Origin of the sequence: Providencia sp. PROV210, from assembly GCF_028479445.1 — a bacterium.
GTDB lineage: Bacteria > Pseudomonadota > Gammaproteobacteria > Enterobacterales > Enterobacteriaceae > Providencia > Providencia rustigianii.
Map to the genome: position 1 here is coordinate 172087 of NZ_JAMPNQ010000016.1, position 25437 is coordinate 197523.

24 protein-coding genes are annotated in these 25437 nt (G+C 42.5%); 17 read left to right on the forward strand and 7 right to left on the reverse strand.

Going from position 1 to position 25437, the window contains the following annotated elements; all coding sequences use genetic code 11:
- Positions 1-6 precede the first annotated feature (6 nt).
- From lpxH to PR761_RS13750, 4 genes are all read left to right on the forward strand, one after another.
- Complete coding sequence (lpxH, locus tag PR761_RS13735) at positions 7-729, forward strand: UDP-2,3-diacylglucosamine diphosphatase (protein WP_006815096.1); 723 nt, start codon at positions 7-9, stop codon at positions 727-729.
- A gap of 153 nt (positions 730-882) precedes the next feature.
- Entirely contained in the window at positions 883-1398 is a 516-nt protein-coding gene (gene purE, locus PR761_RS13740) for a 5-(carboxyamino)imidazole ribonucleotide mutase (protein ID WP_006815097.1), read from the forward strand.
- Positions 1398-2480 (forward strand): 5-(carboxyamino)imidazole ribonucleotide synthase, encoded by a 1083-nt coding sequence (purK, locus tag PR761_RS13745; protein ID WP_126437339.1) that lies wholly within the window; start codon positions 1398-1400, stop codon positions 2478-2480. The genes purE and purK overlap by 1 nt, the downstream gene beginning before the upstream one ends.
- A 118-nt stretch (positions 2481-2598) precedes the next feature.
- Positions 2599-3852: an MFS transporter gene (locus PR761_RS13750; RefSeq protein WP_039855167.1), complete on the forward strand. Its 1254-nt coding sequence runs from the start codon at positions 2599-2601 to the stop codon at positions 3850-3852.
- A gap of 102 nt (positions 3853-3954) precedes the next feature.
- On the opposite strand, the gene PR761_RS13755 is transcribed toward PR761_RS13750, so the two are convergent.
- Complete coding sequence (locus PR761_RS13755; protein WP_006815100.1) at positions 3955-5325, reverse strand: esterase-like activity of phytase family protein; 1371 nt, start codon at positions 5323-5325, stop codon at positions 3955-3957.
- Between the two features lie 231 nt (positions 5326-5556).
- Between PR761_RS13755 and PR761_RS13760 the strand changes: the two genes are divergently transcribed.
- Together PR761_RS13760 and PR761_RS13765 are read left to right on the forward strand one after the other, a co-directional pair.
- Positions 5557-6069 carry a hypothetical protein gene (locus tag PR761_RS13760; protein WP_006815101.1) on the forward strand — a complete coding sequence of 171 codons (513 nt, stop codon included), beginning with the start codon at positions 5557-5559 and terminating at the stop codon, positions 6067-6069.
- An 83-nt stretch (positions 6070-6152) separates the two neighbouring features.
- Positions 6153-6446, forward strand: coding sequence for a hypothetical protein (locus PR761_RS13765; RefSeq protein ID WP_006815102.1), 294 nt, complete (start codon positions 6153-6155; stop codon positions 6444-6446).
- A 42-nt stretch (positions 6447-6488) separates the two neighbouring features.
- On the opposite strand, the gene ybbP is transcribed toward PR761_RS13765, so the two are convergent.
- On the reverse strand, positions 6489-8936 hold the full coding sequence (ybbP, locus tag PR761_RS13770) for a putative ABC transporter permease subunit YbbP (protein ID WP_154610678.1): 2448 nt from the start codon (positions 8934-8936) through the stop codon (positions 6489-6491).
- A complete protein-coding gene (gene ybbA / locus PR761_RS13775) occupies positions 8933-9619 on the reverse strand; it encodes a putative ABC transporter ATP-binding protein YbbA (protein ID WP_006815104.1) in 687 nt (228 codons plus the stop codon). The genes ybbP and ybbA overlap by 4 nt, the downstream gene beginning before the upstream one ends.
- Here ybbA and tesA point away from each other — a divergent pair.
- The 5 genes from tesA (at position 9587) to PR761_RS13800 (ending at position 13452) form a co-directional block, all read left to right on the forward strand.
- Positions 9587-10222: a multifunctional acyl-CoA thioesterase I/protease I/lysophospholipase L1 gene (gene tesA, locus PR761_RS13780; RefSeq protein WP_039855169.1), complete on the forward strand. Its 636-nt coding sequence runs from the start codon at positions 9587-9589 to the stop codon at positions 10220-10222. The two genes, ybbA and tesA, sit on opposite strands and share 33 nt — an antisense overlap.
- A gap of 93 nt (positions 10223-10315) precedes the next feature.
- Positions 10316-11101, forward strand: a complete 786-nt coding sequence (locus PR761_RS13785; protein ID WP_126437342.1) for an SDR family oxidoreductase — start codon at positions 10316-10318, stop codon at positions 11099-11101.
- Between the two features lie 59 nt (positions 11102-11160).
- Positions 11161-12018 (forward strand): co-chaperone YbbN, encoded by an 858-nt coding sequence (locus tag PR761_RS13790; RefSeq protein WP_006815107.1) that lies wholly within the window; start codon positions 11161-11163, stop codon positions 12016-12018.
- A 13-nt stretch (positions 12019-12031) separates the two neighbouring features.
- Entirely contained in the window at positions 12032-12976 is a 945-nt protein-coding gene (locus PR761_RS13795) for an SPFH domain-containing protein (protein WP_006815108.1), read from the forward strand.
- A complete protein-coding gene (locus PR761_RS13800) occupies positions 12973-13452 on the forward strand; it encodes an NfeD family protein (RefSeq protein WP_006815109.1) in 480 nt (159 codons plus the stop codon). The genes PR761_RS13795 and PR761_RS13800 overlap by 4 nt, the downstream gene beginning before the upstream one ends.
- Here PR761_RS13800 and cueR read toward each other — a convergent pair.
- Positions 13406-13816 carry a Cu(I)-responsive transcriptional regulator gene (cueR, locus tag PR761_RS13805; RefSeq protein ID WP_039855171.1) on the reverse strand — a complete coding sequence of 137 codons (411 nt, stop codon included), beginning with the start codon at positions 13814-13816 and terminating at the stop codon, positions 13406-13408. The genes PR761_RS13800 and cueR overlap by 47 nt on opposite strands.
- A 117-nt stretch (positions 13817-13933) precedes the next feature.
- Here cueR and copA point away from each other — a divergent pair, with 117 nt between their 5' ends.
- The 4 genes from copA to ybaK all read left to right on the forward strand — a co-directional run bounded on the left by copA (position 13934) and on the right by ybaK (position 18867).
- Positions 13934-16672 carry a copper-exporting P-type ATPase CopA gene (copA, locus tag PR761_RS13810; protein ID WP_006815110.1) on the forward strand — a complete coding sequence of 913 codons (2739 nt, stop codon included), beginning with the start codon at positions 13934-13936 and terminating at the stop codon, positions 16670-16672.
- A 142-nt stretch (positions 16673-16814) separates the two neighbouring features.
- Positions 16815-17390 carry an HdeD family acid-resistance protein gene (locus PR761_RS13815; protein WP_006815111.1) on the forward strand — a complete coding sequence of 192 codons (576 nt, stop codon included), beginning with the start codon at positions 16815-16817 and terminating at the stop codon, positions 17388-17390.
- A gap of 159 nt (positions 17391-17549) precedes the next feature.
- Complete coding sequence (locus tag PR761_RS13820) at positions 17550-18356, forward strand: TraB/GumN family protein (RefSeq protein WP_006815112.1); 807 nt, start codon at positions 17550-17552, stop codon at positions 18354-18356.
- Positions 18357-18390: 34 nt separating this feature from the next.
- Positions 18391-18867 (forward strand): Cys-tRNA(Pro)/Cys-tRNA(Cys) deacylase YbaK, encoded by a 477-nt coding sequence (gene ybaK, locus PR761_RS13825; protein WP_006815113.1) that lies wholly within the window; start codon positions 18391-18393, stop codon positions 18865-18867.
- 57 nt (positions 18868-18924) lie between these two features.
- On the opposite strand, the gene ushA is transcribed toward ybaK, so the two are convergent.
- Positions 18925-20595 carry a bifunctional UDP-sugar hydrolase/5'-nucleotidase UshA gene (ushA, locus tag PR761_RS13830; RefSeq protein ID WP_115164622.1) on the reverse strand — a complete coding sequence of 557 codons (1671 nt, stop codon included), beginning with the start codon at positions 20593-20595 and terminating at the stop codon, positions 18925-18927.
- 255 nt (positions 20596-20850) lie between these two features.
- Here ushA and PR761_RS13835 point away from each other — a divergent pair, with 255 nt between their 5' ends.
- Complete coding sequence (locus PR761_RS13835; protein WP_006815117.1) at positions 20851-22065, forward strand: MFS transporter; 1215 nt, start codon at positions 20851-20853, stop codon at positions 22063-22065.
- A gap of 296 nt (positions 22066-22361) precedes the next feature.
- Positions 22362-24110: a YbaL family putative K(+) efflux transporter gene (ybaL, locus tag PR761_RS13840; protein ID WP_006815119.1), complete on the forward strand. Its 1749-nt coding sequence runs from the start codon at positions 22362-22364 to the stop codon at positions 24108-24110.
- 61 nt (positions 24111-24171) lie between these two features.
- Here ybaL and PR761_RS13845 read toward each other — a convergent pair whose 3' ends face one another.
- Positions 24172-24522, reverse strand: coding sequence for a DUF1937 family protein (locus PR761_RS13845; RefSeq protein WP_006815120.1), 351 nt, complete (start codon positions 24520-24522; stop codon positions 24172-24174).
- 118 nt (positions 24523-24640) lie between these two features.
- Positions 24641-25417 carry a DeoR/GlpR family DNA-binding transcription regulator gene (locus PR761_RS13850; RefSeq protein ID WP_039855172.1) on the reverse strand — a complete coding sequence of 259 codons (777 nt, stop codon included), beginning with the start codon at positions 25415-25417 and terminating at the stop codon, positions 24641-24643.
- Positions 25418-25437: the final 20 nt, after the last annotated feature.

The following is a 25437-nucleotide window of genomic DNA, read 5'->3' on the forward strand; positions in this document are numbered from 1 at the left end:
TGATTTATGTCCACTTATATCATTGCAGATTTGCATTTAAGTGAAGATGAACCGGCAATTACTGCCGGTTTTCTACATTTTATTGAACAACAAGCTATCCATGCGGACAGCCTGTATATTCTTGGCGATTTTTTTAACTACTGGATCGGGGATGATGACAATAACCCGCTGCACCAGCAAGTTGCCAACGCACTGAAACAACTTAGCGAACGCGGTATTCCCTGCTATTTTATTCATGGAAACCGTGATTTCTTAATTGGTAAACGCTATGCCAAACAGTGTGGAATGACCATCTTACCCCAAGAAACTCTACTTGAACTTTATGGCAAACGTATTTTGATTATGCATGGTGATACATTATGTAGCGACGATGCGGCCTATCAAAATTACCGTAAAAAAGTTCATACCCCTTGGATACAGCGTCTATTTCTGGCTTTACCGCTGTTTATTCGCCGCCGTATCGCACAAAAAATGCGTCGTAATAGTCAATATGCCAGCAGCATGAAATCGGAATCGATTATGGACGTCAATCCCGATGCCGTGATTAATGCGTTGAAAAGGCACCAAGCTCAGTGGATGATCCACGGGCATACTCACCGACCGGCTATTCATGAAATCAACATCGCTGGTCAGCTGCATTTTCGTGGCGTTTTAGGTGCATGGCACCATGAAGGCTCTGCATTTGTCATCAGTGAACAAGGAATTGAATTAATTTTCTTTCCTTTTTAATGAATCAATTGTGAATTATCAAGATTAAAACCCTCTCGTTTGCCTATTTTATAAACACGCAAACGTTTTCCTTACCCTAGTACCATGATATGATCAGGGCAATTCATCTTCCCGCCTTCGGGTGACATTATATCAATACAGGGATCACACCAAATGACTGCCCAAGTTCCTTCTCAATCTGCGGCAAAAATCGCCATTGTTATGGGTTCTAAAAGTGATTGGACAACGATGCAGCATGCTGCTGATGTGTTGACTGAACTTCAACTGCCTTTTCATGTAGAAATTGTTTCTGCGCACCGCACTCCGGACAAACTATTTTCGTTTGCTGAAAATGCAAAATCAAATGGGATTGAAGTGATCATTGCTGGCGCTGGCGGCGCGGCACATTTACCGGGTATGTTAGCGGCTAAAACGTTAGTTCCTGTACTGGGCGTTCCAGTTCAAAGTGCTGCATTAAGTGGCGTAGATAGCCTGTATTCCATCGTACAAATGCCAAAAGGCATCCCTGTGGGTACGCTAGCAATTGGTAAAGCAGGTTCCGCAAACGCCGCATTACTCGCGGCTCAAATTTTAGCAACTCATGATGCTGAACTGTTTAATCGCCTATCGGCATGGCGTGAAGCGCAAACTAATGACGTATTAAGTAATCCAGATCCGAGGGAAGCGTAATGAAACCGGTTTGTGTCCTCGGTAATGGTCAATTAGGTCGAATGCTCCGCCAAGCTGGTGAGCCTCTCGGTATTTCTGTTTTCCCCGTCGGTTTAGATGCAGAACCAGAAGCCGTTCCCTATCAACAAAGTGTGATCACCGCAGAAATAGAACGCTGGCCGGAAACTCCGTTAACTAAAGAGTTAGCACGTCACAACGCATTTATTAACCGAGATATTTTTCCTCGGTTAGCCGATAGATTTCCACAAAAAAGCCTATTTGATTCGTTAAATTTATCAACCGCCCCATGGGCATTATTAGACTCCCCTGACCAATGGCCCGAACTGTTCGCTACGCTTGGGGATTTTCTAATCGTTAAACGTAGAACTGGCGGTTACGATGGGCGCGGTCAATGGCGTGTGCGTCCCGGTGACGAAAAAAACTTACCCACTGAGATTTATGGCGAATGTATTGTTGAACAAGGTATTCCCTTTGACTCAGAAGTCTCAGTGATTGGCGCCAGAAGCCAATCCGGTGAATCCGTTTTCTACCCGATCACTCATAACCTACATCAAGATGGTATTCTACGAACCAGTGTAGCTTTCCCTGATGCTAACCCTGTTCAACAGCAACAAGCCCAATCCATGCTAAGCGCAGTGATGAATGAATTAGGTTATGTCGGCGTGATGGCAATGGAGTGTTTCGTAGTCGGTGACAAGCTGCTGATCAACGAAATCGCTCCTCGCGTGCATAATAGTGGTCACTGGACGCAAAACGGTGCCTCAATCAGCCAATTTGAATTGCACTTACGTGCCATTTTGAATTTACCAATGCCAGCTCCTGAAGTCTTTAGCCCCGCAGTGATGGTCAATTTGATTGGTACCGAGGTTAATAATGACTGGCTCAATTTACCGTTAGTGCATCTCCATTGGTATGACAAAGAAGTCCGCCCTGTCCGTAAAGTGGGTCACTTAAATCTTACCCATACTGATTGCCTAAAATTGAAAGATAGCCTTGATAGCCTGATCCCAATGCTGCCAAATGAGTATAAAAGTGGCATTGAGTGGGCAAAAACAAAATTAGACTGGTACTCTCGCCAATAAATAGGGAAAATAGCGCCATTCGTGCCCGAAAGTCATTTTTCGGGCATTGTGCTATTTTTACCCTGCAATTTACTCCCCAATTTTATCATTGAAAATGCAGGGATTTACTGGAGTCAACATGCCAGAAACACAATCCCCATCCTTTAGCCCATTGTATCAATGGTCAATTCTTATTCTTCTGGGAATGGTCTATTTTCTTGCAACGGCAACCACCTTTACCTCTTTAGGTGTGGTATTACCGGGTATGATCAATGAACTAAAATGGAATTGGACTGAAGCAGGTTTCGGCTTTACCTTACTCGGATTAACTTGTGGTCTAGCAAGTTTTCTCCCCTCCGTATTAATTCGTAAAATTGGTGTTCGTTTAACCTTATTACTGGGAATGCTGGTCTTTGTTTCAGGGTTTTATAACCTATATGCGACACAAACGATTAGCACCTATTTCCTAGGTACTGCATTAATTGGAGTCGGCTTTACCTTACTGGCTACCGTACCGGGCACCTATGTCATTTCACGTTTATTTGAGAAACAGTCTATCGCCTTTGGGGTTTACTTCACCATAGGAGGATTAGGCGGGGTTGCAGGTCCTTGGATCTATTTCTACGCCTCTAACCAGCTCGGTTCTTGGCGTATGCACTGGGTACTCTGTGCGGTTTACCTGAGTATTGTTACGCTAATCACTATTCTGGCACTACGTGAAGGTAAAAAAGAGCAGTCCCACGCTAAGAGCGTGACCCAAAAGTACGTTAGTGATCCCAACAAACCCATTTACCGTACTGCTGAAGTTTGGACTGTTAGAGGCGCGCTCAGAACATGGCAATTCTATTTAATTTCGGCAACCTATACCTCATTCCTATGGTGCGGCATTACCGTAAACAGCTTTGCAGTCGCGCATATTGAAGAACGTGGTTTTGGCATGACTGTCGCGGTTTCTTTACTCAGCACCATGGCCTTTGTGAATGCTTTCTCTCGCTTCTTGGGCGGTGCCGCAGGGGAATGGCTCGAACCGAAGCGATTACTGATTGGTAGCCTGATTATTATGGTTCTCGGGGTTGTTGCGTTAAGTATTTCAACTTCTTGGTTCTGGCTAATTATGTTCGTGATTTGTGTGGGGGTCGGCTATGGAATGACCTTCTTAGCATCCAGTGTTTTATTGTCTAACTATTTTGGTCGCGGCCCTTATTTAGAACTATTCTCTGTGGTAAATCTGATTTCTACCATTGCATGCTTAGCACCATTTATTGCTGGAGCCATCAAAGATCTTACGGGAAGTTTTACTCCCGCACTTTTGACTATCGCCGCACCGGTTGTGGTCATCTTATTTTTTACCTTGATGATGAAACCGCCTGTTCTCGCGGTTAAAAAACGCTAATCCAACACCAATAAAAAAGCTCGGGAAAATACCCGAGCAAATTATCAAACCAAGGGAAAAACAAGGATCCAGCTATCATCGTACGTCTATTACTTTATCGATTTACGGCTTCAGTAATTCAGGTACTTTCAGTAAAATAAATTCATTATCATCCGCTTTGTTCGGGTCGCGGCTGGAGGAGAATGGATAGTTATTATCATTGCCAACAATAATGTGCTCGCTATCCACCACATCCACGTTTTCAATTGTAAAAAACGGAAAGGTAAACACGCCATTATTCAACGGTTTTTTCGCTAAATTGTCAGGATCTTGGATATTCATCAGATCAACATAGGCTTGTTTATCCACGGCACCACCCTCGTTATTATCAGAGAATGCAATCCGATAAACACGTTTAAACTTCGCCAAATTGCTGAAGCAGTTTTCTTTGTTTGTCGCCCCTTCAACACAGGCTTTATCCACCGTACCTTCCCCATTATCACGTTCGATAATCAAACCATGGGAATCATCAATCAGGTTAAAATCACCAATGGCATTCTGGTTATCTTCAAATACATATAGCCAACTACGCCCTGTCCAATCCTGTTTCTTCACATCAAACTCAAGAATACGCGCCGCTTTTTTGCCGTTTACATTCTCATAATCTTGCTTATCTTCTAGCCACAAAGCACCCTCAAGCATTGGATAAAGTTTTGAACCATCTGGCGATGATGCCATGCCTTCAAAACCTTTCGAGCGATTAACTTGGAAATTCACTTTATCCGCGGGTTTACCCGGTGTAGTGAGTGTGTAATGGTCTGGTGACACCACCTTTTTGCCATTCACTTGGGTTTCAAATAGTGCAAGTACCTTGCCGTTTAAATCCATTTTTATCAGGTAAGGTCCAAATTCATCACCAACCCATAAAGCCCCATCTGCAAATTGAAAACTTTCAGGGTCAAAATCACTCCCCGTTAGATAACGTTGCTGGCTACTTTCATTAATAATATGGAAGGGGATAATTTTGTCTGGGTCATGGAAGAAGACTGTTTTCAATGGCGTCGTATTGCCACTTTTAAAATCAATATCATACTGGGTCAAATAGAGCATCGAGTCTGGAGAGTTCATTTTATTACCGAAACCATTATCGGTAAGTACCCAATAGGTTCCATCTGTCATCCGTTTAATACCTGAATGCCCCTGCCGTGGTTGACCTTTAATTGGTACATATTTACCCGTTGGACGACCGTCTGATTTTCCTTCGATTTTACCTAGCGAATCAACACGACTTCCGGTTGTATATTTACCACTATGCTGCATATCCGTAGGCGCATCTGAAGGTGTAGAGACTGTTGCATCAACAGATAATATTGAATGCCCAGCTAATGTCGCAGGCACAGCTTGTTGAGCAAATCCGCTGGAGCTAAATGAAAGCAAACCAATCACTAAAGAGAATGAGCTAAGCTTAAAGTGTGTAGTATTGAGGTAAGCCATTGTTATATTCCTATTTAGGGCTATCAATAATTGATAGCTGAATAATAACCATGGCAAATGACAATTTTATGAAAGATTGAAGATCTGTTCGTTTAATGAAGATGAAATAAATTGATGATTGCAATTAATTTTTTAATTTAACGATAAATTCACTCCGAAAAATAGTCCTAAATATAAGCATGGAGAAATATCATGATAAAATTTCCACCCCATAAAAATTGAGTAAAATAAATGTTTCTGAAATTAGCTTTAGAAAATAAATTACGATTAATTTATATGATAGTAAGCTTTTTATTAATATGGATATCAATTATTAATATAGATATGATAATTAGAAGTAATGATAATTTCATACTATTTTCATATTATGCATCCATTGCTACCATTATTGCCTTACTTATTACCATTATGGAAATCATTCATAACATCAACATATCTAAGAGCATAAAAGAAAAATCACTTTTTTCATTGAATAAATTTAAAGGCTCGACAGGATTAAGCCTATCTCATGAGTGTATTTTCTATTACAATCAATCATTAGATAATCTATCGAGTAAAAATTACGCACTATTAGTAACAAATTTCACTATCGCATTTAAATTACATTTAAATATTGCCAATAATTTCATGACACTTATAGATAAAAAAACCTTTGATAATGAAATTGAAAATCTCAATGAATTAGAAAAAAAGATCAATTCTACAAGAAACATAACATCGAAATCTCCTCTGGGTAACTTGTAGTTTCAGGATATTTTAGAGTCGTTATTATATGCAAAGCAACTTATTGAATCCAAATATACCTATAGAAAAATTGAGGAATAATTATGTTACCTGCTGCAATCACTCATTTTGTTGAACAGCTTATTAATGAAACAAGAACTAAAATAATTAACTGGAAATATATTTCAGATAGTGATGAAGTCAATTTAAATTATAAAGAAATGAAAGTTAATGTGGGTTATGAGTTTGATTTTAATCAAGAGGTCGGCGTCTATAAAATACAGATAGCTCAGTCTGATGGGCGTGTTTTTTACTTTGCTGTTTCTGAGTTTGATGCCGGATACATCAATTTGAAAAATTTATACAGTGAAGCCCAAGCTTCCGATTTTCATTTTTGACCTTGATAGCCATCATAATAGCTATCAAGGTCCATCATATTTTTAACTATTTGGCAATCTACGATGTTGGTTTCCGGTGCCAAGTAACCTTAGCCCCAACCAACTACCGCAAATAGAAAGTAATAGCGCAGCACATAATGGCAATAATACCCAAATACGCCATTCCGGTTGCCATGGGAAATCAAACACTTGAGTTTGTAATAACCACAATGCGACCTCTGCGCCAAATGCTGCTGCTAATCCTGCCATCAAACCGAGAAGTGCAAACTCACTCCATAGTGTGCGGCGCATCAATTTTTTGCTCGCCCCCAACGTTCGGTAAACAACTAATTCACGCTCACGTTGACTCATACCCACTTGAATTTGCGCCAGTAACAGTAACAAACCACAGAAAATCACTAACACCACCATGACCTCTAAAGCTTGACTAACCTGCTGTAAAATCTGTTGAATTTGGGTAATTATCGCTCCTGTATCCAAAACATTAATCGTTGGATATTGATGGCTCAATTGGGTTAACAGTTGACCATCTCCTTCATAATGGAAGCTACTCAACCACGTTGCAGGCATTGGAGATAACGTTTCTTCAGCAAAGATAAAGTAAAAATTAGGTCGTAAACTCTCCCAATCGACCTTACGAATGCTGCTCACCTTTGCTGTAAATAGTTGCGATCCTGCATTAAATGTCAGCTTATCGCCAATTTTTAACCCTAACTCTTTCACCACGGTTTGCTCAATGGAAACCTCCCCCGCTTTTGGTGGCCAGCTTCCTTGCTCCAATTCATTGGCTGGAGGAAGCACCGATTGCCACGTTAAGCTCAGTTCGCGTCTTACCGTATTATTATTAGGATCCCGTGCGTCGGCCCATTCTATTGCGGATTGATCATTGATCTCCGATAAACGCGCTAAAACGACTGGATTAAATTCTGTCGGCGTCACCTGATACTGCTTCAATAACTGCGTCACAGGCACTAGCTGCGACTCAGTCATATTGATCAGAAAATAGTTGGGACTATCCGCAGGTAACTGCTGCTGCCAGCGATCCAATAAATCACCACGAACCAAAATCAACAACGCCAATAGCATAAATGAAAGTGAAAAAGCGCTCATTTGAGTGATTGTTTGCAAAGGCTGACGTAGTAATCGGCTCACCGATAAACGTAAGCTGAGCTGGCGAAAACGTATTTTGCGTAATAGCCATAAGCCTATCCAGCCAATCAGGGCGAGCAAAACTGCCACAACGACAATCCCTAGCAAAATTGACCACAGCAGCGGATTTACTCCAGCAAACAGGAATAATCCCCCCACCACAATTAACGTAACTATCGGGAGATAATAATACAGCGGCCAAATCGGTGACTGAGCATCTTCACGTAATACCCGAGATGGTTGCGTTCCCATCATCTGATAGTAAGGTCGGATCCCGACGATAATGGCGATAATAAACAACGTTGCCACAGACCAAACCCACGGCCATAAACTCGCACTGGGTAATGCTTTAGGTAGCATCGCACTCAATATCTGCATCAAGATCCCTTCAAATGCGAGTCCTAGCAATGATCCCAATAATGCCGCGGCGACTAAGATCACCAGCCATTGACCAATGATCCATTTACGTAGCGCGCTCCGCCCTGCTCCCAACGTTTTCATCACTGCAATAAGTTGATGGCGGCTACGACAATAATGGTTCATCGATACCACCACCGCAGCGATCGCCAGTAGCAAGGTTAGTAATACAGAAAGTAATAAAAATTGTTGTGCACGCTTAAACGTCTTACCGACTGCACCACTGTCATCATCTAAGGTATACCATCGTTGGTCGCTTCTTAACTGTGAATCGTATTGCTGCTTAAAAGCATCGATTATCTGTCGATCTCCAGCGAACATATCCCGATACGTTAAACGGCTACCAAGTTGGATAGCTCCCGTTTGGGTGGCATCTTCAATTGAGATCAGTGCACGAGGAGCAATTTGGAATGGATTAAACCCGCTATCAGGCTCCTGAATTAATGCACCAGAAACCGTTAATGTGGCATCTCCAATATCAATTTGCTCACCAATTTTTAAATTCAGTAATTCCAATAGGCGTGGCGCAACTAAAATTTGTCCTTTGGTCGGTTTTAACCCTGCGGGCTCAGTCACTAATCCACCGTATAAAGGGTAGCTAGCATCCGCAGCTTTCACTAACACCAATTGAGGTCGACCATTTTCATCCGCTGTCGAATACGCCATTGTGGAAAAGGAAATTTGCTGGCTGTGATTTAAACCTGCTTGTTGAGCCGTATTCAGCCATTGAGGGTCAGAGGGATGAGAGGAGCGCAGCACTAAATCCCCTGCGAGGAGCTCTTGGCTCTGGTAACTCATACTATTTTCGATGCGATCGCTAATACGCCCCAATGCGAGCACACACGCCACAGCCAAGGTTAATGCTAACCAAACAATTAATAATGATGGCGTTTTCCATTCACGCCAAAACCAGCGCCAAATCATGACTCTTCCCTCAATAACCCGTCCACCAAGCGCAACCGGCGTTGGCAACGTGAGGCTAGTTCATTATCATGAGTTACCAGAATCAGCGTCGTTCCGTGCTCTTTATTCATGGCAAACAGTAAATCAGCAATTTTATCCCCAGTTTGGCGATCGAGGTTTCCTGTCGGCTCATCGGCAAATAAGATTTTTGGCTGACCATTGAATGCTCTCGCCAATGCCACACGCTGCTGTTCACCACCGGAAAGTTGTGCTGGCATATGCTTCAATCGATTACCTAACCCTAAATCCGTCAGTAAATTAACGGCTTGTTGATGACTTTTAGCCTCTGATTCCCCTCTTAATAAGGAGGGAAGTTGAACATTTTCAAGGGCATTCAAGGTTGGAATTAACATAAAAGATTGAAAAACAAATCCCACACTCTCCGCACGTAAGCGCGCACGTTGCTCTTCATCCATATTAGTGAGGTCTTGCCCTAACAAATGCACGCTGCCGCTCGAACCATCATCTAACCCGGCAATAATACCCAGTAACGTTGATTTTCCGGAACCCGACTCGCCAATTAGGGCAATTGTCTGACCGGACTCGACAATTAGCTCCACTCCTTGCAATATAGTCAGTTCATGTTCACCTTGACCAACACGTTTAATGAGATGATGAACTTCAAGAATATTTTGCGCCGACATATATTGGTTTTTCTCCTGTTATTGACCGCCAGCGGACAAACTCTAGCAGCCACAAAACTATTAATTCTGGGGGATAGCTTAAGTGCAGGCTATCGTTTACCGGCAGAGCAGGCTTGGGCCACTTTGCTTGCCGAACGCTGGCAGAAACATTCTCCGCCAATTCTTGTAGTTAATGGCAGCATTAGCGGGAATACCGCTACTCAAGGCTTAGAACGCCTACCCGCCTTACTGGCACAACACAAACCTAATTGGGTATTAATTGAATTAGGTGCTAATGATGGTTTACAAGGATTATCTGTAGAGCAATTAGAGATTACATTACAACAGATTATCGACCAAATAGAGCAAAATGGTGCTAAACCGCTCTTAATGCAAATTCGTATCCCTCCCAACTATGGCAGGCGCTATACTTCCAGCTTTGAAAAAGTTTACCCAACATTAGCTGAAAAAAATCAAATTCCTTTGCTACCCTTTTTTATGGAGAGCGTCATTACCAAACCAGAATGGATCCAACCTGATGGCATTCATCCAACCGCAGAGGCTCAGCCATCTATTGCTGATTTCATGGAAAAACAGCTCACACCGTACTTACTTAATAAATAAAAGTCCGGTTAACCAATAAAAGTCCAATAGATCGAGAGACTTTATTGCTCAACCAGTATGATAGCGAAAATTAAGCCTACAGTAGGTAAAGTTATGCAAAAAACAGTATTAGTGACGGGGGCTTCCAGCGGAATAGGCTTATGTGCAGCGCAAACACTACGTCAACGAGGTTATCACGTCATCACCACCTGCCGAAAACAGACGGATATCCAACGTTTACAAGAGCTTGGATTTGATACTGTCGCGCTTGATTTAGATGACTCAGACAGTGTTGAAACTGCGGCCCAGCAAATTTTAGCACTTTGCCAAGGACGACTTTTCGGATTATTTAACAATGCGGGATTTGGGGTCTATGGGCCACTAAATACCGTTAGCCGTCAGCAATTAGAATCTCAATTCTCTACGAATTTTTTCGGAGTCCACCAATTGACCTTCTTACTCCTCCCCGCCATGCTACCCCACCATGAAGGCAGGATAGTGCAAACCAGTTCAGTAATGGGAATTATTTCTACACCAGGTCGCGGTGCTTACGCTGCCAGCAAATATGCGTTAGAAGCTTGGTCCGACGCATTGCGTTTAGAATTAAAGGGCTCTGGAATCCATGTTAGTTTGATTGAACCCGGCCCTATTCACAGTTCATTTACCCAGAATGTGGCACAAACACAACAAGATAAGCCAATAAAAAATCCGGGAATTGCAGCGCGGTTTACGTTAAATCCAGAGCATGTGGTTGAAAAGCTGATTCTAGCATTAGAAAGCCCACGCCCTCGTGTCCGTTACTCCGTCACATTATTAACCGTTTTTGTGCGTATACTAAAACGCATATTGCCAGACAAATTAATGGATAAAATACTGGCAAATCCGGGCAAAAAAGATTGAAAAACCAGAAAAAGCCCCCATTTAAACGACATTAATAACGAATTTAAAAGAGATATTTTATGTTTGATAACGCACAAATTATTGATATTAACGAAACCAATCTACATCAAATCATCGAACAGTCCATGAACATCCCAGTGATGTTCTATTTTTGGTCACCTCGTAGCCCACAAAGCTTAGAATTTACTGGGATGCTCGAGCGTATTGCCAATGATTATGCTGGGTTGTTTATCCTCGCTAAAGTTAACTGTGATGAAGAACAGATGGTTGCGAGCCAGTTTGGTCTTAAAGGTGTCCCCACAGTGTATGTCCTGAAAGACGGCCGCCCTGTTGATGGATTTGAAGGTCCACAACCCGAAGATGCCGTATTGCAAATTCTATCTCGTGTACTGCCAAGCCCTGAAGAGTTAAAAGCGGCGCAAGCAGCTGAGTTTATTGCAGAAGGCAAACTTCAAGAAGCCCTGCCATTACTTAAAGAAGCAAACCAGCTGGCTCCTAAAAATAGCGATATCACCTTTTTATTAGCCGAAACACAAATTGCACTTAATTTAGTGGATGATGCAGAAACACTGCTAGCCACCGTACCAATGCAAGATAAAGATAGCCGTTACCAAGGTTTGGTTGCACAAATCGAACTCATGAAAAAAGCGGCAGACACTCCTGAAATTCAGCAATTGCAGCAAGAATTTAACCAAAATCCTGAAAACACCACTTTGGCCGTTCAACTGGCATTAAAACTTCATGAAGTTAACCGCAATGAAGAAGCCTTAGAAATGTTACTGGCCTTTTTACGTAAAGACCTTAACGCCGGAGAAGGTGCAGTCAGAAAAACCATGATGGATATCATGTCAGCAATGGGAACGGGGGATGCACTTGCCAGCAAGTACCGTCGCCACGTTTATTCATTACTTTACTAGTTAAGGATTACCTATGGATTTGTTCGCGTTTGGTGCTATACCGATTATTATCTTCGTCGCCTTGGTTATTGTTTTTACTTGTGTAAAAACCGTACCTCAAGGCTTTCAATGGACTGTTGAACGTTTTGGCCGCTATACCCGTACGTTACAGCCGGGGCTGCATCTTTTAGTGCCTTTTATGGACAGAATTGGTCGTCGTATCAATATGATGGAACAAGTCCTTGATATTCCATCGCAAGAAGTTATCTCACGCGATAACGCCAACGTCACCATTGATGCGGTGTGTTTTATTCAGGTTATTGATCCCGTACGCGCTGCATATGAAGTTAGTAATTTAGAATTATCTATTCTAAACCTGATCATGACGAACATTCGTACCGTTCTTGGTGCCATGGAACTCGATGAAATGTTATCTCAACGTGATTCCATCAATGGTCGTTTATTGCACGTTGTGGATGAAGCAACCAATCCATGGGGCGTAAAAATTACCCGTATTGAAATTCGTGATGTTAGACCACCAAAAGAATTAGTTAGTGCGATGAATGCTCAGATGAAAGCAGAACGAACCAAACGCGCTGACATTCTAGAAGCTGAAGGTATTCGCCAGGCGGCAATCTTAAAAGCCGAAGGTGAAAAACAATCACAAATTTTAAAAGCTGAAGGTGAACGCCAGTCTGCATTCTTACAAGCTGAAGCCCGTGAAAGAGCCGCGGAAGCTGAAGCCAAAGCAACTCAAATGGTTTCTGATGCTATTGCCGCAGGTAATATGCAAGCAATTAACTACTTTGTTGCACAAAAATATACTGATGCACTCACTAGCATTGGCTCTGCATCAAACAGCAAGGTTATCATGATGCCATTAGAAGCCAGCAATCTGATGGGCGCTATCGGCGGGATCACTGAGCTTATTGGCGAAAGCAAAAAAGCCAGCGATATTAAGAAACAGGAAAAAGCATGATAGAACTTATCAGCACTCAACCCGCATGGTTTTGGCTGTGTCTAGGTGGTTTACTGCTGATTGGTGAACTTCTGGGTACTGGAGGCTACTTGCTGTGGTCAGGTATTGCAGCTGTAGCCGTTGGGATCATCGCATGGGCAATGCCATTCCTCGGTTGGGAATGGCAAGGCATCTTGTTTGCGGTATTTACCGTGGTTTCTGCGGTCTTGTGGCGGAAATGGCTAAGTCACCGTAAAGAGAGTAAAGCTGATGATGTCAACCAAATAAGCCACCAGCTGATTGGTATTAAAGCCCGCTTATTAACGGATACCGAAGAGGGATTTAGCCGAGTACGTTTAGCCGATGGTAGCTGGCGTATTTATAGCGAAATTCCCCTGAAAGCAGACACTGAAGTCGAAGTGATTGCGGTGGATGGAATTACGTTAAAAGTTAAGCCTTACTCTGATGACAGCAGCCACGCGCCAAGTGGTCAATAATCGGACAGTCTGCCCCATCATCACCGGGGCAGGCATCCACTAACTCCTGCAACGTATTGCGAATCGACAGTAACTTGGTAATCGTCTGTTGAATCTCATCGATTTTAGCCATGGTGGCACTTTTCACATCAGAACTATGACGGCTAGGGTTACGAAATAATCCAAGCAATTCACCACACTCTTCCAGCGTGAATCCAACATCTTTAGCTTGTTTTAATAGCATCAGCTCATCAAGATGCCTATCTTTATAATATCGATACCCGTTGTCGCCACGCTCAGGGGGCGTAATCAAACTTTTATCTTCATAAAAACGAATCGCTTTTGCTGTCAGACCCGTTTTTTTGGCAATTTCACTGATATTCATAATTCCCCTTGACCTTACCCTTGTGGGAGGGTTTAACCTTAACAACATAGCGGATTATAGACTGATTTTATGTACAAATTATAGCCCCGTTTTATTTAAGGGCTCGGAGAATCAAAAATGAAAACTATACTAGCCCTGCAAGGCTTAAGCTGCATGCACTGTGTTGGCTCCGTGACAAAAGCACTCGAGGCCCGTGGTGATGTCACTAATCTGAAAGTAACCATCGAATACGCAGTCATCGAAAGTGATGCTAAAGCAGAAGATTTAATTGCCACAATTACCGATGCTGGCTATGAAGCCGTTATTGCGACGACGCCTGATGTTGAACTTCAGCTATCAGGATTAAGCTGCATGAAATGCGCAGGAAAAACTCAGCAAGCGTTAGAAGCGGTTGACGGTGTTGCTGTTGCTGATGTCGATACCAAAGTGGCTAAAGTGTATGGTTCTGCGCCAGCCGCAGATTTAATTGCTGCTGTTGAGGCTGCGGGCTATCACGCAACACTTGCCCAAGAAGAGGGTAATTCCCCAAAAACTGAGCCGCTGATGACATCAGTTGAACAACCGGAAACGGATTCAGCGGCAATTTGTGATATTCCGGCTCAAGAATCTGATTTAGGTGAACAACCTGAAATCAATCCTGCTGATGATAGCATTCAATTGTTATTAGATGGCATGACCTGTGCAAGCTGTGTAAATAAAGTTCAAAAAGCATTAAGTAGCGTTCCCGGCGTCGAAAACGCTCGGGTAAACCTCGCAGAACGTAGCGCATTGATTACAGGAACAGCCAATCCTGATGACTTGATTGCTGCGGTGGTCAAAGCTGGCTACGGCGCAGAAATGATCCAAGATGAAGCTAAGCGTCGTGAGCGCCAGCAAGAAGTGGCTCAAGCTAATATGCGTCGCTTCCGTTGGCAATCTGCTCTAGCTCTCGCCCTTGGTGTCCCTGTGATGATTTGGGGCATGATCGGCGATAACATGATGCTCACTGCCGAAAACAACAACATCTGGCTCACTATCGGGGTGTTAACCCTGTTAGTCATGGTATTTGCTGGTGGGCATTTCTACAAGAACGCATGGCAAAGCCTGAAAAATGGTAGTGCCACGATGGATACCTTAGTTGCCTTGGGTACGGGCGCTGCTTGGCTCTATTCCATCGTGGTTAACCTGTGGCCAGATATGTTCCCAGACCAAGCGCGTCACCTCTATTATGAGGCAAGCGCCATGATCATCGGTCTAATTAACTTAGGTCACGCTTTAGAGCAACGGGCACGTCAGCGCTCATCCAAAGCCCTTGAACGATTATTAGACTTAACACCGCCAACCGCCAGAGTTGTCACCGATCAAGGCGAAGTAGACATGCCTCTAGAGCAAGTGAAAAAAGGCATGATCCTGCGCTTAGCAACAGGCGACCGTGTCCCCGTGGATGGTGAAATTATTGAAGGCGAAGTCTGGTTAGATGAAGCCATGCTAACTGGTGAGCCGATCCCTCAACAAAAAAGTAAAGGGGATCAAGTCCATGCTGGAACTGTCGTACAAGATGGTACAGTTCTGTTTCGTGCGGCGGCGGTGGGTAGCCAAACAACCTTAGCCCGAATTATTTATCTGGTTCGTCAGGCGCAAAGTAGTAAACCACAAATTGGGCAATTGGCTGACCGAATTTCAGCTGTATTTGTTCCCGTTGTTGTGGCTATTGCAGTGATTTCAGGGGCTATCTGGTATTTTGTTGGTCCTGCACCGCAAATCACCTATGCACTGGTTATTACGACAACCGTGTTAATCATCGCTTGTCCTTGTGCTCTTGGCCTTGCGACTCCGATGTCAATTATCTCTGGTGTAGGTCGAGCCGCTGAGTTTGGCGTGTTGGTGCGTGATGCCGATGCGTTACAACAAGCTAGCAACCTCGATACCATTGTGTTCGATAAAACCGGTACCCTGACCGAAGGTATGCCTCAAGTCACCGATATTCATCTATTCAACGAATTCAGTGAGCAAGAAGCTTTACAGCTAGCGGCATCGTTAGAAAGCGGTTCAAATCACCCATTAGCTCGTGCCATCCTCAGCCGTGCAAAAGCGTTGGATATCCCAGCCAATGCGCAATTTAGAACGTTAGCGGGGTTAGGCGTCACCGCCCTCGTTGATGGGAAAACGGTGCTACTGGGTAACCAAAAACTGTTAACACAGAGCCAGATTGATACCCGCCCTATTGAAGAGATCTTGCATCAGCAAGCGTCTTTGGGGGTAACTCCTGTATTACTGGCTGTAGATGGAAAAATTGCGGCACTGTTATCGATCCGTGATCCACTACGTGAAGACAGTATTAGCGCCCTAACCCGTTTGCATAAGCAAGGTTTCCGCTTGGTCATGTTAACTGGCGACAACCCAGTTACTGCGAATGCCATCGCTAAAGAAGCCGGAATTGACGAAGTGATTGCAGGCGTCATGCCAGACGGCAAATCTGCCGCAATTGAAGCGCTACAAGCAAAAGGTCACCGAGTAGCAATGGTCGGTGATGGGATCAACGATGCGCCTGCCCTAGCTCGTGCTGATGTGGGGATTGCGATGGGTGGCGGTAGTGATATCGCAATTGAAACTGCATCCATTACTTTAATGCGTCAAAGTTTGCACGGTGTTGCCGATGCAGTGTCGATTTCAAAAGGCACATTGCGCAATATGAAACAGAACCTATTTGGCGCCTTTGTCTACAATTCATTGGGGATCCCGATTGCCGCAGGGATTTTATATCCACTCACTGGAACATTACTTAATCCGGTCGTTGCCGGGGCAGCTATGGCACTCTCCTCAATTACCGTAGTCAGTAATGCCAACCGCTTACTGCGCTTTAAACCTGAAAAATAATCCCGCCAAGTCACCTTGAATTCATCAGGGTGACTTTTTTCTCTTTGATTCATCTCAATTAATCGCTCGAATACCTCAGTTAATTTAATATAAGTAGTCTATAATTAAGTGAATTTAATTATTTTTACTGTTTGAGGGTTCCATGTTAAATATTAATCGCGAAAAACTATTGAGCTTAGCCAGTGGCGATATGAAAAAACAGCGTAATACGCTGATCGTCCTAGCGGTACTGCTACTACTGGGAGGCATAGTCTGCCTACTCAACCCAATGGCATCGGGAATTGTCGTCAGTGCTATTGTCGGCGTATTATTAATTTTAAGTGGCGTGGGCGCTATTGTTAGTATTTTAAGCTCAGCCATTTATACTGGCTGGTCGCGTTTATTTGGTTTTGTGATCGGTATTATTTACTGCATCGTCGGTTATGCTTTCATTAAAGAGCCTTTACAAGGCTTAATTGCGATGGCGATTATCATTGCTGCCCTGTTTATCTTCGGGGGTATCCTTCGCCTATATTCAGGTTTTCAACAAATTAAATCTGCCGCTGGTTGGGTTCAATTGATTATTGGTATCTTAGATTTCTTCATTGCTTACTTATTAATTGGCAATGGTCCTATTACCTCAATTGCACTTCTAACAACCTTAATCGGTATTGAAATGATTTTTAGTGCCTTCGGTTTATTCTCTTTATTAAGCTTGTTCAAACGCAAAGCTGAATAATCCCTAAGATTGAGATTCACAACGCGCTTTACTGGCTATCAGTACAGCGCGTTTTTTATAGTTTATGTAAAAAGTGTTTTATTTTGTCTAGCCATTCGCAAATCCCCGCAAGATTGTTTAACCTATTATTCTAATTCGCAATCTAGGGATGACTAGAATATGGGAACGTTTTTCAAAAACCTCAAAAACTGGCTGTATACTGGCACTGCCCCTGTTTATCCCTACCCTGCAATTGATGTCCGCCTTTCCAATCAACTAAAACTGCATATTGTGGGTAGCATCCATATGGGAACTGAAACCATGTTCCCTCTCTCCACCATTTTATTGGATAAGCTTAATCACGCAGATGGTTTAATCGTTGAGGCTGATATCACGGATACCCAAACCTCGTTTCCAGCGCCCACTACACCGATTTCACCAATACGCCAACGGCTGACAGACGGTGAATATTCTCTGTTTTTACAGTATTGCCAAGAAATTCGCCAATCCTCAGATCAATTTGACCACTTGCCATCTTGGCAAGTGGCGTTAGTCATGCAGGCAACACAGGCTCAAGGGTTAGGATTACGCGGTCACTATGGTATTGATTATCAATTAATTCGTAATGTTCAATCACAGCAAAAGCCGATTATTGAGCTAGAAGGCACCGCGGCACAGATAGAATTATTACTGCAACTTCCAGATCAAGGTTTACCGCTATTACAAGATACCTTAGTGCATTGGCGCACTAATGCACGCTCACTGCAAACGATGATTAGCTGGTGGCTAGATTATCAACCTGAACATTGCGCTACATTACCCAATACCTTCAGTGAAGACGTTTATAATGTGCTGATGACGCGTCGAAATCAGGAATGGGCAGATAAATTGAAAACATTACCTAATGGCAACTATGTCGTGGCAGTGGGTGCCTTACACCTGTTTGGTGAACATAGTCTGATTGATTATTTACGCAACGATAGTTAATAAACACGGTCATTGAAAAATAAAAGGTATAATTATGACGCCAGCAGTCAAGTTACTCGAAAAACAGAAAATTAAATTCACGCTCCATCCTTATGACCATGATCCCAATGAAAATAACTTTGGGGATGAAGCAGTTCAAAAATTGGGGTTAGATGCAAAACAGGTATTTAAAACCTTATTAGTTGCACTTAATGGGGATCAAAAAACGTTGGCCGTTGCTGTTACACCAGTTTCTGGTCAACTCGATTTGAAACTGGTCGCCAAAGTCTTTAAAGTCAAAAAAGTCGAAATGGCTGACCCGCAAATTGCACAAAAAACCACGGGTTATTTGCTTGGAGGTATTAGCCCATTGGGGCAAAAGAAGCGGCTTCCGACCGTGATTGATAGCCAAGCTCAAGAGTTCGCTACGATGTTTATTTCTGGTGGAAAACGTGGATTAGATTTAGAACTGGCACCAAATGATTTAGCGAGCGTCCTAAATGCAACGTTTGCCGAGATTAAAAAAGATTAATTCACTCCATTGAATCAAAAAGCCCCAATCAAGGGGCTTTTGAGTACAGATTATCCATTATTTATTTTTATAAACAATTTCACCTTTCGGTTCATAATCTGCCACTTTTAATGGCGAATGTTTCTCAATATAGCCTTTGAGCACTTCCGCATCGACAAAGCCTGTATTGACATAGTTTGGATGATTATCGATTGGTGGATAGCCATCACCGCCAATCGCATTAAAGTTTAATGTCGCCATACGGTATGTTTTGTTCTTATCAACAGGCTTGCCATCGATTTTCACATCACTAATGCTACCATCGGCATTCAGCGTAAGTGAGACATTATAAAACTGCCCATACGCACCTGAGTCTGGCTTCATATTTGCAACAGCTTGTAAGTAAGGGAGGACTTCCTCGCCTTTAAAGTCGACATATACCAACTCATTTGCAAATGGCTGTACTTTTAATACATCTTTGTAGGTGATATCGCCACTCTCGATAGAGTCACGTACACCGCCACCACTCATGATAGCGAAATCAGCCCCTGCACGCTCTTTTTGTGCCGCCAGCAATAAATGCCCCATATTGGTCTGTTCAAAACGAACTTTATTGCGGTCACCGACTAATTTCCCATCCACGGACCCCACTTTGACACCTAGTTGCTGGTCACCTTTATCTTGGTATGGTGTCAGTAATTTGGTCATTTCTGGATTATGTGCGATTTCTTGGGTGTAATAGACATATTCCGTTGTGTCATCGTCTTTCTTCACTTTCTTCTTCAAGTTAATCGGGATTAACTGGTAGTGTTTTAATGTGAATTTGCCATTTTTAAATTCAAAATCTGCACGACCGACATATTTTCCCCATTCATGGGCTTGAACAATCCAAGTCCCATTTTGGTTATCTGGCGCGCATGCTGTTCCCGGAACATACTCTTCTTGTTTATAGTTTTTGTTCTCTTGAGACATACAAACAGGATCTTGTGAGTGACCACCCACTATCATGTCTAAATATCCTTCCGGTAAGCTACGAGCCATTTCTACATCACCAGGGGCATTAGAACCATGATTACCATTGTCATAATGTCCCATATGGGTTGCGGCGATAATAATATCTGGCTTCTCTGTCGCACGCAGCTCTTCAACCACTTTCTTGGCTTCTGCTGCTGGAACTCGGAATTCCACATCAGGGAAGTTAGCTGGGTTACCAATCTTGGCCGTATCATCTGTTGTTAAGCCAAGAACTGCGATTTTCACCCCTTGCTTATCAAAAACCTGATAAGGCTTAAATAGGCGTTTGCCAGTACTGGTCTGATAAATATTGGCTGATAAGAATGGGAAGGTTGCCCATTTTTCTTGCTGTTTTAATACCTCTAGAGGGTTATCAAACTCATGGTTACCTAATGCCATCGCATCGTAACCCACTAAGTTCATTCCTTTAAAATCAGGTTCAGCATCTTGTAAATCTGATTCCGGAACACCGGTATTAATATCACCGCCAGAAAGTAATAATACACTGCCACCTTGCTTTGCCACTTCGTCACGAATTTGATCTACAACGGTTTTTTGTGCAGCTAAACCATACTCACCTTTTTCGTTGTGCCAAAAGTGACCATGATGATCATTGGTGTGTAAGATAGTGATATTGTAAGTTTTATCTTTTTCCCACGCATTTGCCATCATAGCTGGCAATAACGCCAAAGAGACGGTCAATGCACATGCGGAAGCCTTAAATGTCAATTTCATACATTCTCCCTGAGAGAGGAATTTTTCTACGAATGAGGTAGAGGATTGAGTGTCACCGAAAACAGTCTTATAGCACAAAAACCACGATAGGATCTGAGCACTACTGCATAATAAGAAAGCCGTTGCAGAGAAATGAGATCTAAGTCGTATAATTTATTTAATCAATTTTACAAAGTGCCTCATATTGCCATTTCAATAATTTCTAAATTAGTTATATTGGTTACAATTGCGTAACAAACTAAAGTGGTTATTAAAATGAGTGAGCAAACTGCGCCAACGAGTGGAACAAAGCCAACGAATAAGACAGGAAAAACGGTCTTTAGTATCCTGACTGCAATTAGTTTTTCCCATTTACTAAATGACATGATCCAGTCGTTGATTCTGGCGATTTATCCTTTACTACAATCTGATTTCTCCCTCAGTTTTGCTCAAATTGGGATGATTACCCTGACCTACCAAGTTACCGCTTCACTATTACAGCCGGTGATTGGTTACTACACGGATAAACACCCGCAGCCATACTCATTACCCATTGGTATGGGTTTTACTTTAACGGGGTTATTGCTGCTAGCGATGGCGGAAACTTTCCCAATGATATTAATTGCCGCGGCATTAGTGGGAACGGGGTCATCGGTATTTCACCCTGAATCCTCTCGAGTTGCACGTATGGCATCTGGTGGCCGCCATGGCTTAGCTCAGTCCTTTTTCCAAGTTGGGGGAAACCTAGGCGCTTCGTTAGGCCCGCTACTTGCTGCTTTAGTTATTGAACCGTATGGCAAAGGCAATATCGGTTGGTTCTCCTTTGCCGCCTTGCTCGCTATCATTATTCTATTGCAAGTCAGTAGCTGGTATAAACAACAGCATCGTGCAGCGAAAAAAATGCCGATTAATTCTAGTGATATCAAAATATTGCCAAGAAAAGTCGTTATCGGTTCTTTGAGTATTTTGCTTATTTTGATTTTCTCAAAGTATTTCTATCTAGCAAGTATTAGCAGCTACTACACATTCTATTTAATCGATAAATTTGGCGTTTCCGTACAAAACGCCCAAATCCACCTGTTTGTGTTTTTATTTGCTGTTGCTGCTGGAACAATGATTGGAGGTCCTATCGGTGATAAGATTGGACGCAAATATGTTATTTGGTTCTCAATCCTTGGCGTAGCGCCGTTTACCTTACTTTTACCTCACGCTTCATTATTCTGGACTGGGGTGCTCACCGTGATTATCGGTATGATCCTTGCCTCAGCATTCTCCGCAATACTCGTGTATGCTCAAGAGCTTATTCCAGGTAAAACAGGAATGGTTTCAGGTTTGTTTTTTGGCCTAGCCTTTGGTATGGGTGGCGTTGGGGCAGCCGTTCTTGGGTACATTGCCGACCAAACCAGCATTGAGCAAGTTTATCAATACTGTGCATTTTTACCATTACTGGGGATTTTCACTGTATTACTACCAAATATTAGCAATAAATAGAATTATAACCTTATTTTATCTATACTTATGAAAATATAAGTATAGATAATCCAGTATTTATTTCACAAAAGATACCCACAATTATGATAAAAATGAAAATCTTGTAACGATTTAGCACCATCACCTCGATTTTTTTTAGAAAAAATGTATTTTTTTAAAGAAATTTATCTCCAAAACCGTTAAAATACAAAAATCATGCAATTTGTGTTTCAAAATGGTGATAAACACCATCAACATTTTGAAAGTCAAAGGCATGTACCCACCTTTTTATACATAAATAACCCAGAGGAGACTAAATGGAGCATTCAACGCCCTTAATTACAACCATTGTTGGTGGTCTCGCCCTTGCATACTTATTAGGAATGCTTGCTCAGCGCTTAAAAATATCCCCGCTTGTGGGGTATCTCATGGCGGGAGTATTAGCTGGCCCTTTTACCCCCGGATTTGTTGCTGATACTACATTAGCCCCTGAACTCGCAGAGATCGGGGTCATTCTATTGATGTTTGGTGTCGGTTTGCACTTCTCATTGAAAGATTTGTTAGCTGTAAAAGCCATCGCTATCCCCGGTGCAATCGCCCAAATTGCTGTAGCAACCTTATTAGGTCTCGGCTTATCCATGTTATTCGGATGGGGGATATTTACAGGTATCGTCTTTGGCCTATGTCTCTCAACAGCAAGTACCGTTGTATTACTACGCGCCCTTGAAGAGCGGCAATTGATTGAAAGTCAGCGTGGACAAATTGCGATTGGCTGGCTGATCGTAGAAGACTTAGCCATGGTACTGACCTTGGTTCTCCTACCTGCTGCTGCAGGAATTATGGAAAGCAATGAGACCAGTATTGTTGAATTATCCATGAGCCTAGCTTGGACCATTGGTAAAGTTGTCGCCTTTATTCTGATCATGATTGTAGTCGGGCGTAAAGTTATCCCATGGATATTATCCCGTACTGCCTCAACCGGTTCCCGAGAGTTATTTACGCTTGCAGTTTTAGCTCTCGCATTGGGTATTGCCTATGCTGCTGTCGCAATTTTTGATGCTTCATTCGCATTAGGTGCTTTCTTCGCCGGTATGGTACTGAATGAATCCGAGCTTAGCCACCGTGCGGCTCAAGATACATTACCGCTGCGTGATGCTTTTGCAGTACTGTTCTTTGTGTCTGTGGGCATGTTATTCGACCCTATCGTACTCATCGAACAACCGTTGGGAATTCTAGCGGTTCTTGCCATCATCATTATTGGTAAATCTGCGGCGGCGTTGGTACTCGTTCGAATGTTCGGGCACTCACGGCGAACCGCATTAACCATTTCAGTCAGCTTGGCACAGATTGGTGAGTTTGCCTTTATTCTGGCTGGTATGGGGCTGACTCTTGGCGTGATGGATAAAGATGCACAAAACTTAGTCTTAGCCGGTGCAATTGTTTCTATCATGCTCAATCCGATATTGTTCACCTTATTGGATAAGTATCTGGAAAAAACCGAAACTATCGAAGAACAACTGCTTGAAGAAACACTGGAAGAAGAAACGCAAATTCCAGTGAATATTTGTGGCCACGCAGTGATTGTTGGTTATGGTCGAGTTGGCGGTATGCTCGCGGACAAACTACGTCGTCGTGAAATTCCACTCGTGGTGGTTGAAGATACTCGAGCCCGCTTTGAAGAACTTGCTGAAAATGGTTTCTGTGCAATTTTAGGCAACGGAGCCAGTAAAGAAATTCTAAACTTAGCCCGTATCGAATGTGCAAAATCCCTATTGCTTACCATTCCTAATGGCTATGAAGCAGGTGAGATTGTCGCAACCGCTAAAGAACTCAATCCGAATATTACTGTGGTTGTTCGTGCTCATTACGATGATGAAGTTAGCTTTATCAAAGAACGTGGCGCTGACCATATTATTATTGGGGAGCATGAGATTGCGAAATCGATGGCAACCTTAATGTGTAATGATATTGAAGAGTTCGGCTGCACTATTACTGATTTTACAGATAATGATAGTAATAAAGGCGAGAGTAAAAATTTAGATGAATATCTAAAACCGAGCCACTAACCACCTATAATAAAAGCCGTAACCTATTAAAAGTTACGGCTTTTTTATTTGAATTTAAAAATCAATTTACTAACTGTTCAATAAATTCTTCATTTGTCCAAACTGGCAAACCTTTATCTTTAAAGAATTGAATCTCAGCAGCCACACCACCACTTTTCTCCCAGCCTGGTAATGTTAAAACAATCAATCCATCACAACGCTTTAAAAACGCCATATCAATCTCTGACCAAGCTACTTTTTGCCCTTGAGAAGCTAGATATTGGTTAATTGGATGGGTCATCGTAATTTGGCTATACGTTGCAATCCCCTTAACCGCTAGTTCAGCAGCAAATTGAGTGCACGTTTGGAAGCGCATTTCTACGACTTCACTATCTGGGTCTGAATATGGGCAAGCAATAAAGTAGAGTTTCATTTGGTTCCCTTGTGTGTATTTTTGACCATTTTTAGATAAAGTAACCCCATGAAAAATAATTTAATTATTTTCCTTGGGGTGCTAAATTAAATTTTTTAGTACTGTGGTTTGCGATGAACTATTGAATATCAGCAATAATAATTTTCGTATTTGGACGCTTTTTATTTTCTGTAAACTTAAAATCTTTACTGGTTGTCACTAGAAAATCAATATTCTCCCATCCAGCTACGAAGTTAATCGCATGCTTATGCGCTTTAGTGCCATCCGCTAACACCATTAACTTATCGCTATTTTCCATCATTTTTTGCGCTATTGCTGCTTCATCAACATGCTGATCCATAACGCCATGTTGAGGATGGAAAGCTCCCGCGCCAATAACTGCATAGTCGGCAAAAAACTCAGTAATATTCTTCAGAGCAATTGCCCCTAAACAGGCATTTTGTGCCGCATTAAATTGACCACCAATGAGAATGGTTTCAATCGTTGTATTTTCCTGCAACGTATTGGCTAATAAGGGTGAATTGGTAATTACCGTAATATTATCAATCAATTTAATTCGCTGGCTAAATTCAAAAGTGGTCGTTCCAAAATCAATAAATAGCGTGTCACCGGGCTTAATCAACTCAGCGGCTTTTGCTGCAATTGCCCTTTTTTCATCGACAGCTGCTTGCGCTCTTTCTGTAAAATTACGCTCAAATTTAGACTGAATGTTGACCGCACCACCATGAACTTTCTTCAATAATTTTTGAGTTTCTAGTTTGCTAAGATCTCGACGGATAGTTTCCTGCGCCACATTAAAATGTGTTGCAAGCTCCTGTACATACACTTGCCCTTGAGTAGATAGCATCTCAATGATGGTTTGATGTCGTACTTTAGAGGAGCGCCCTTCACACATAGTTTAATCCTTCTTGACCA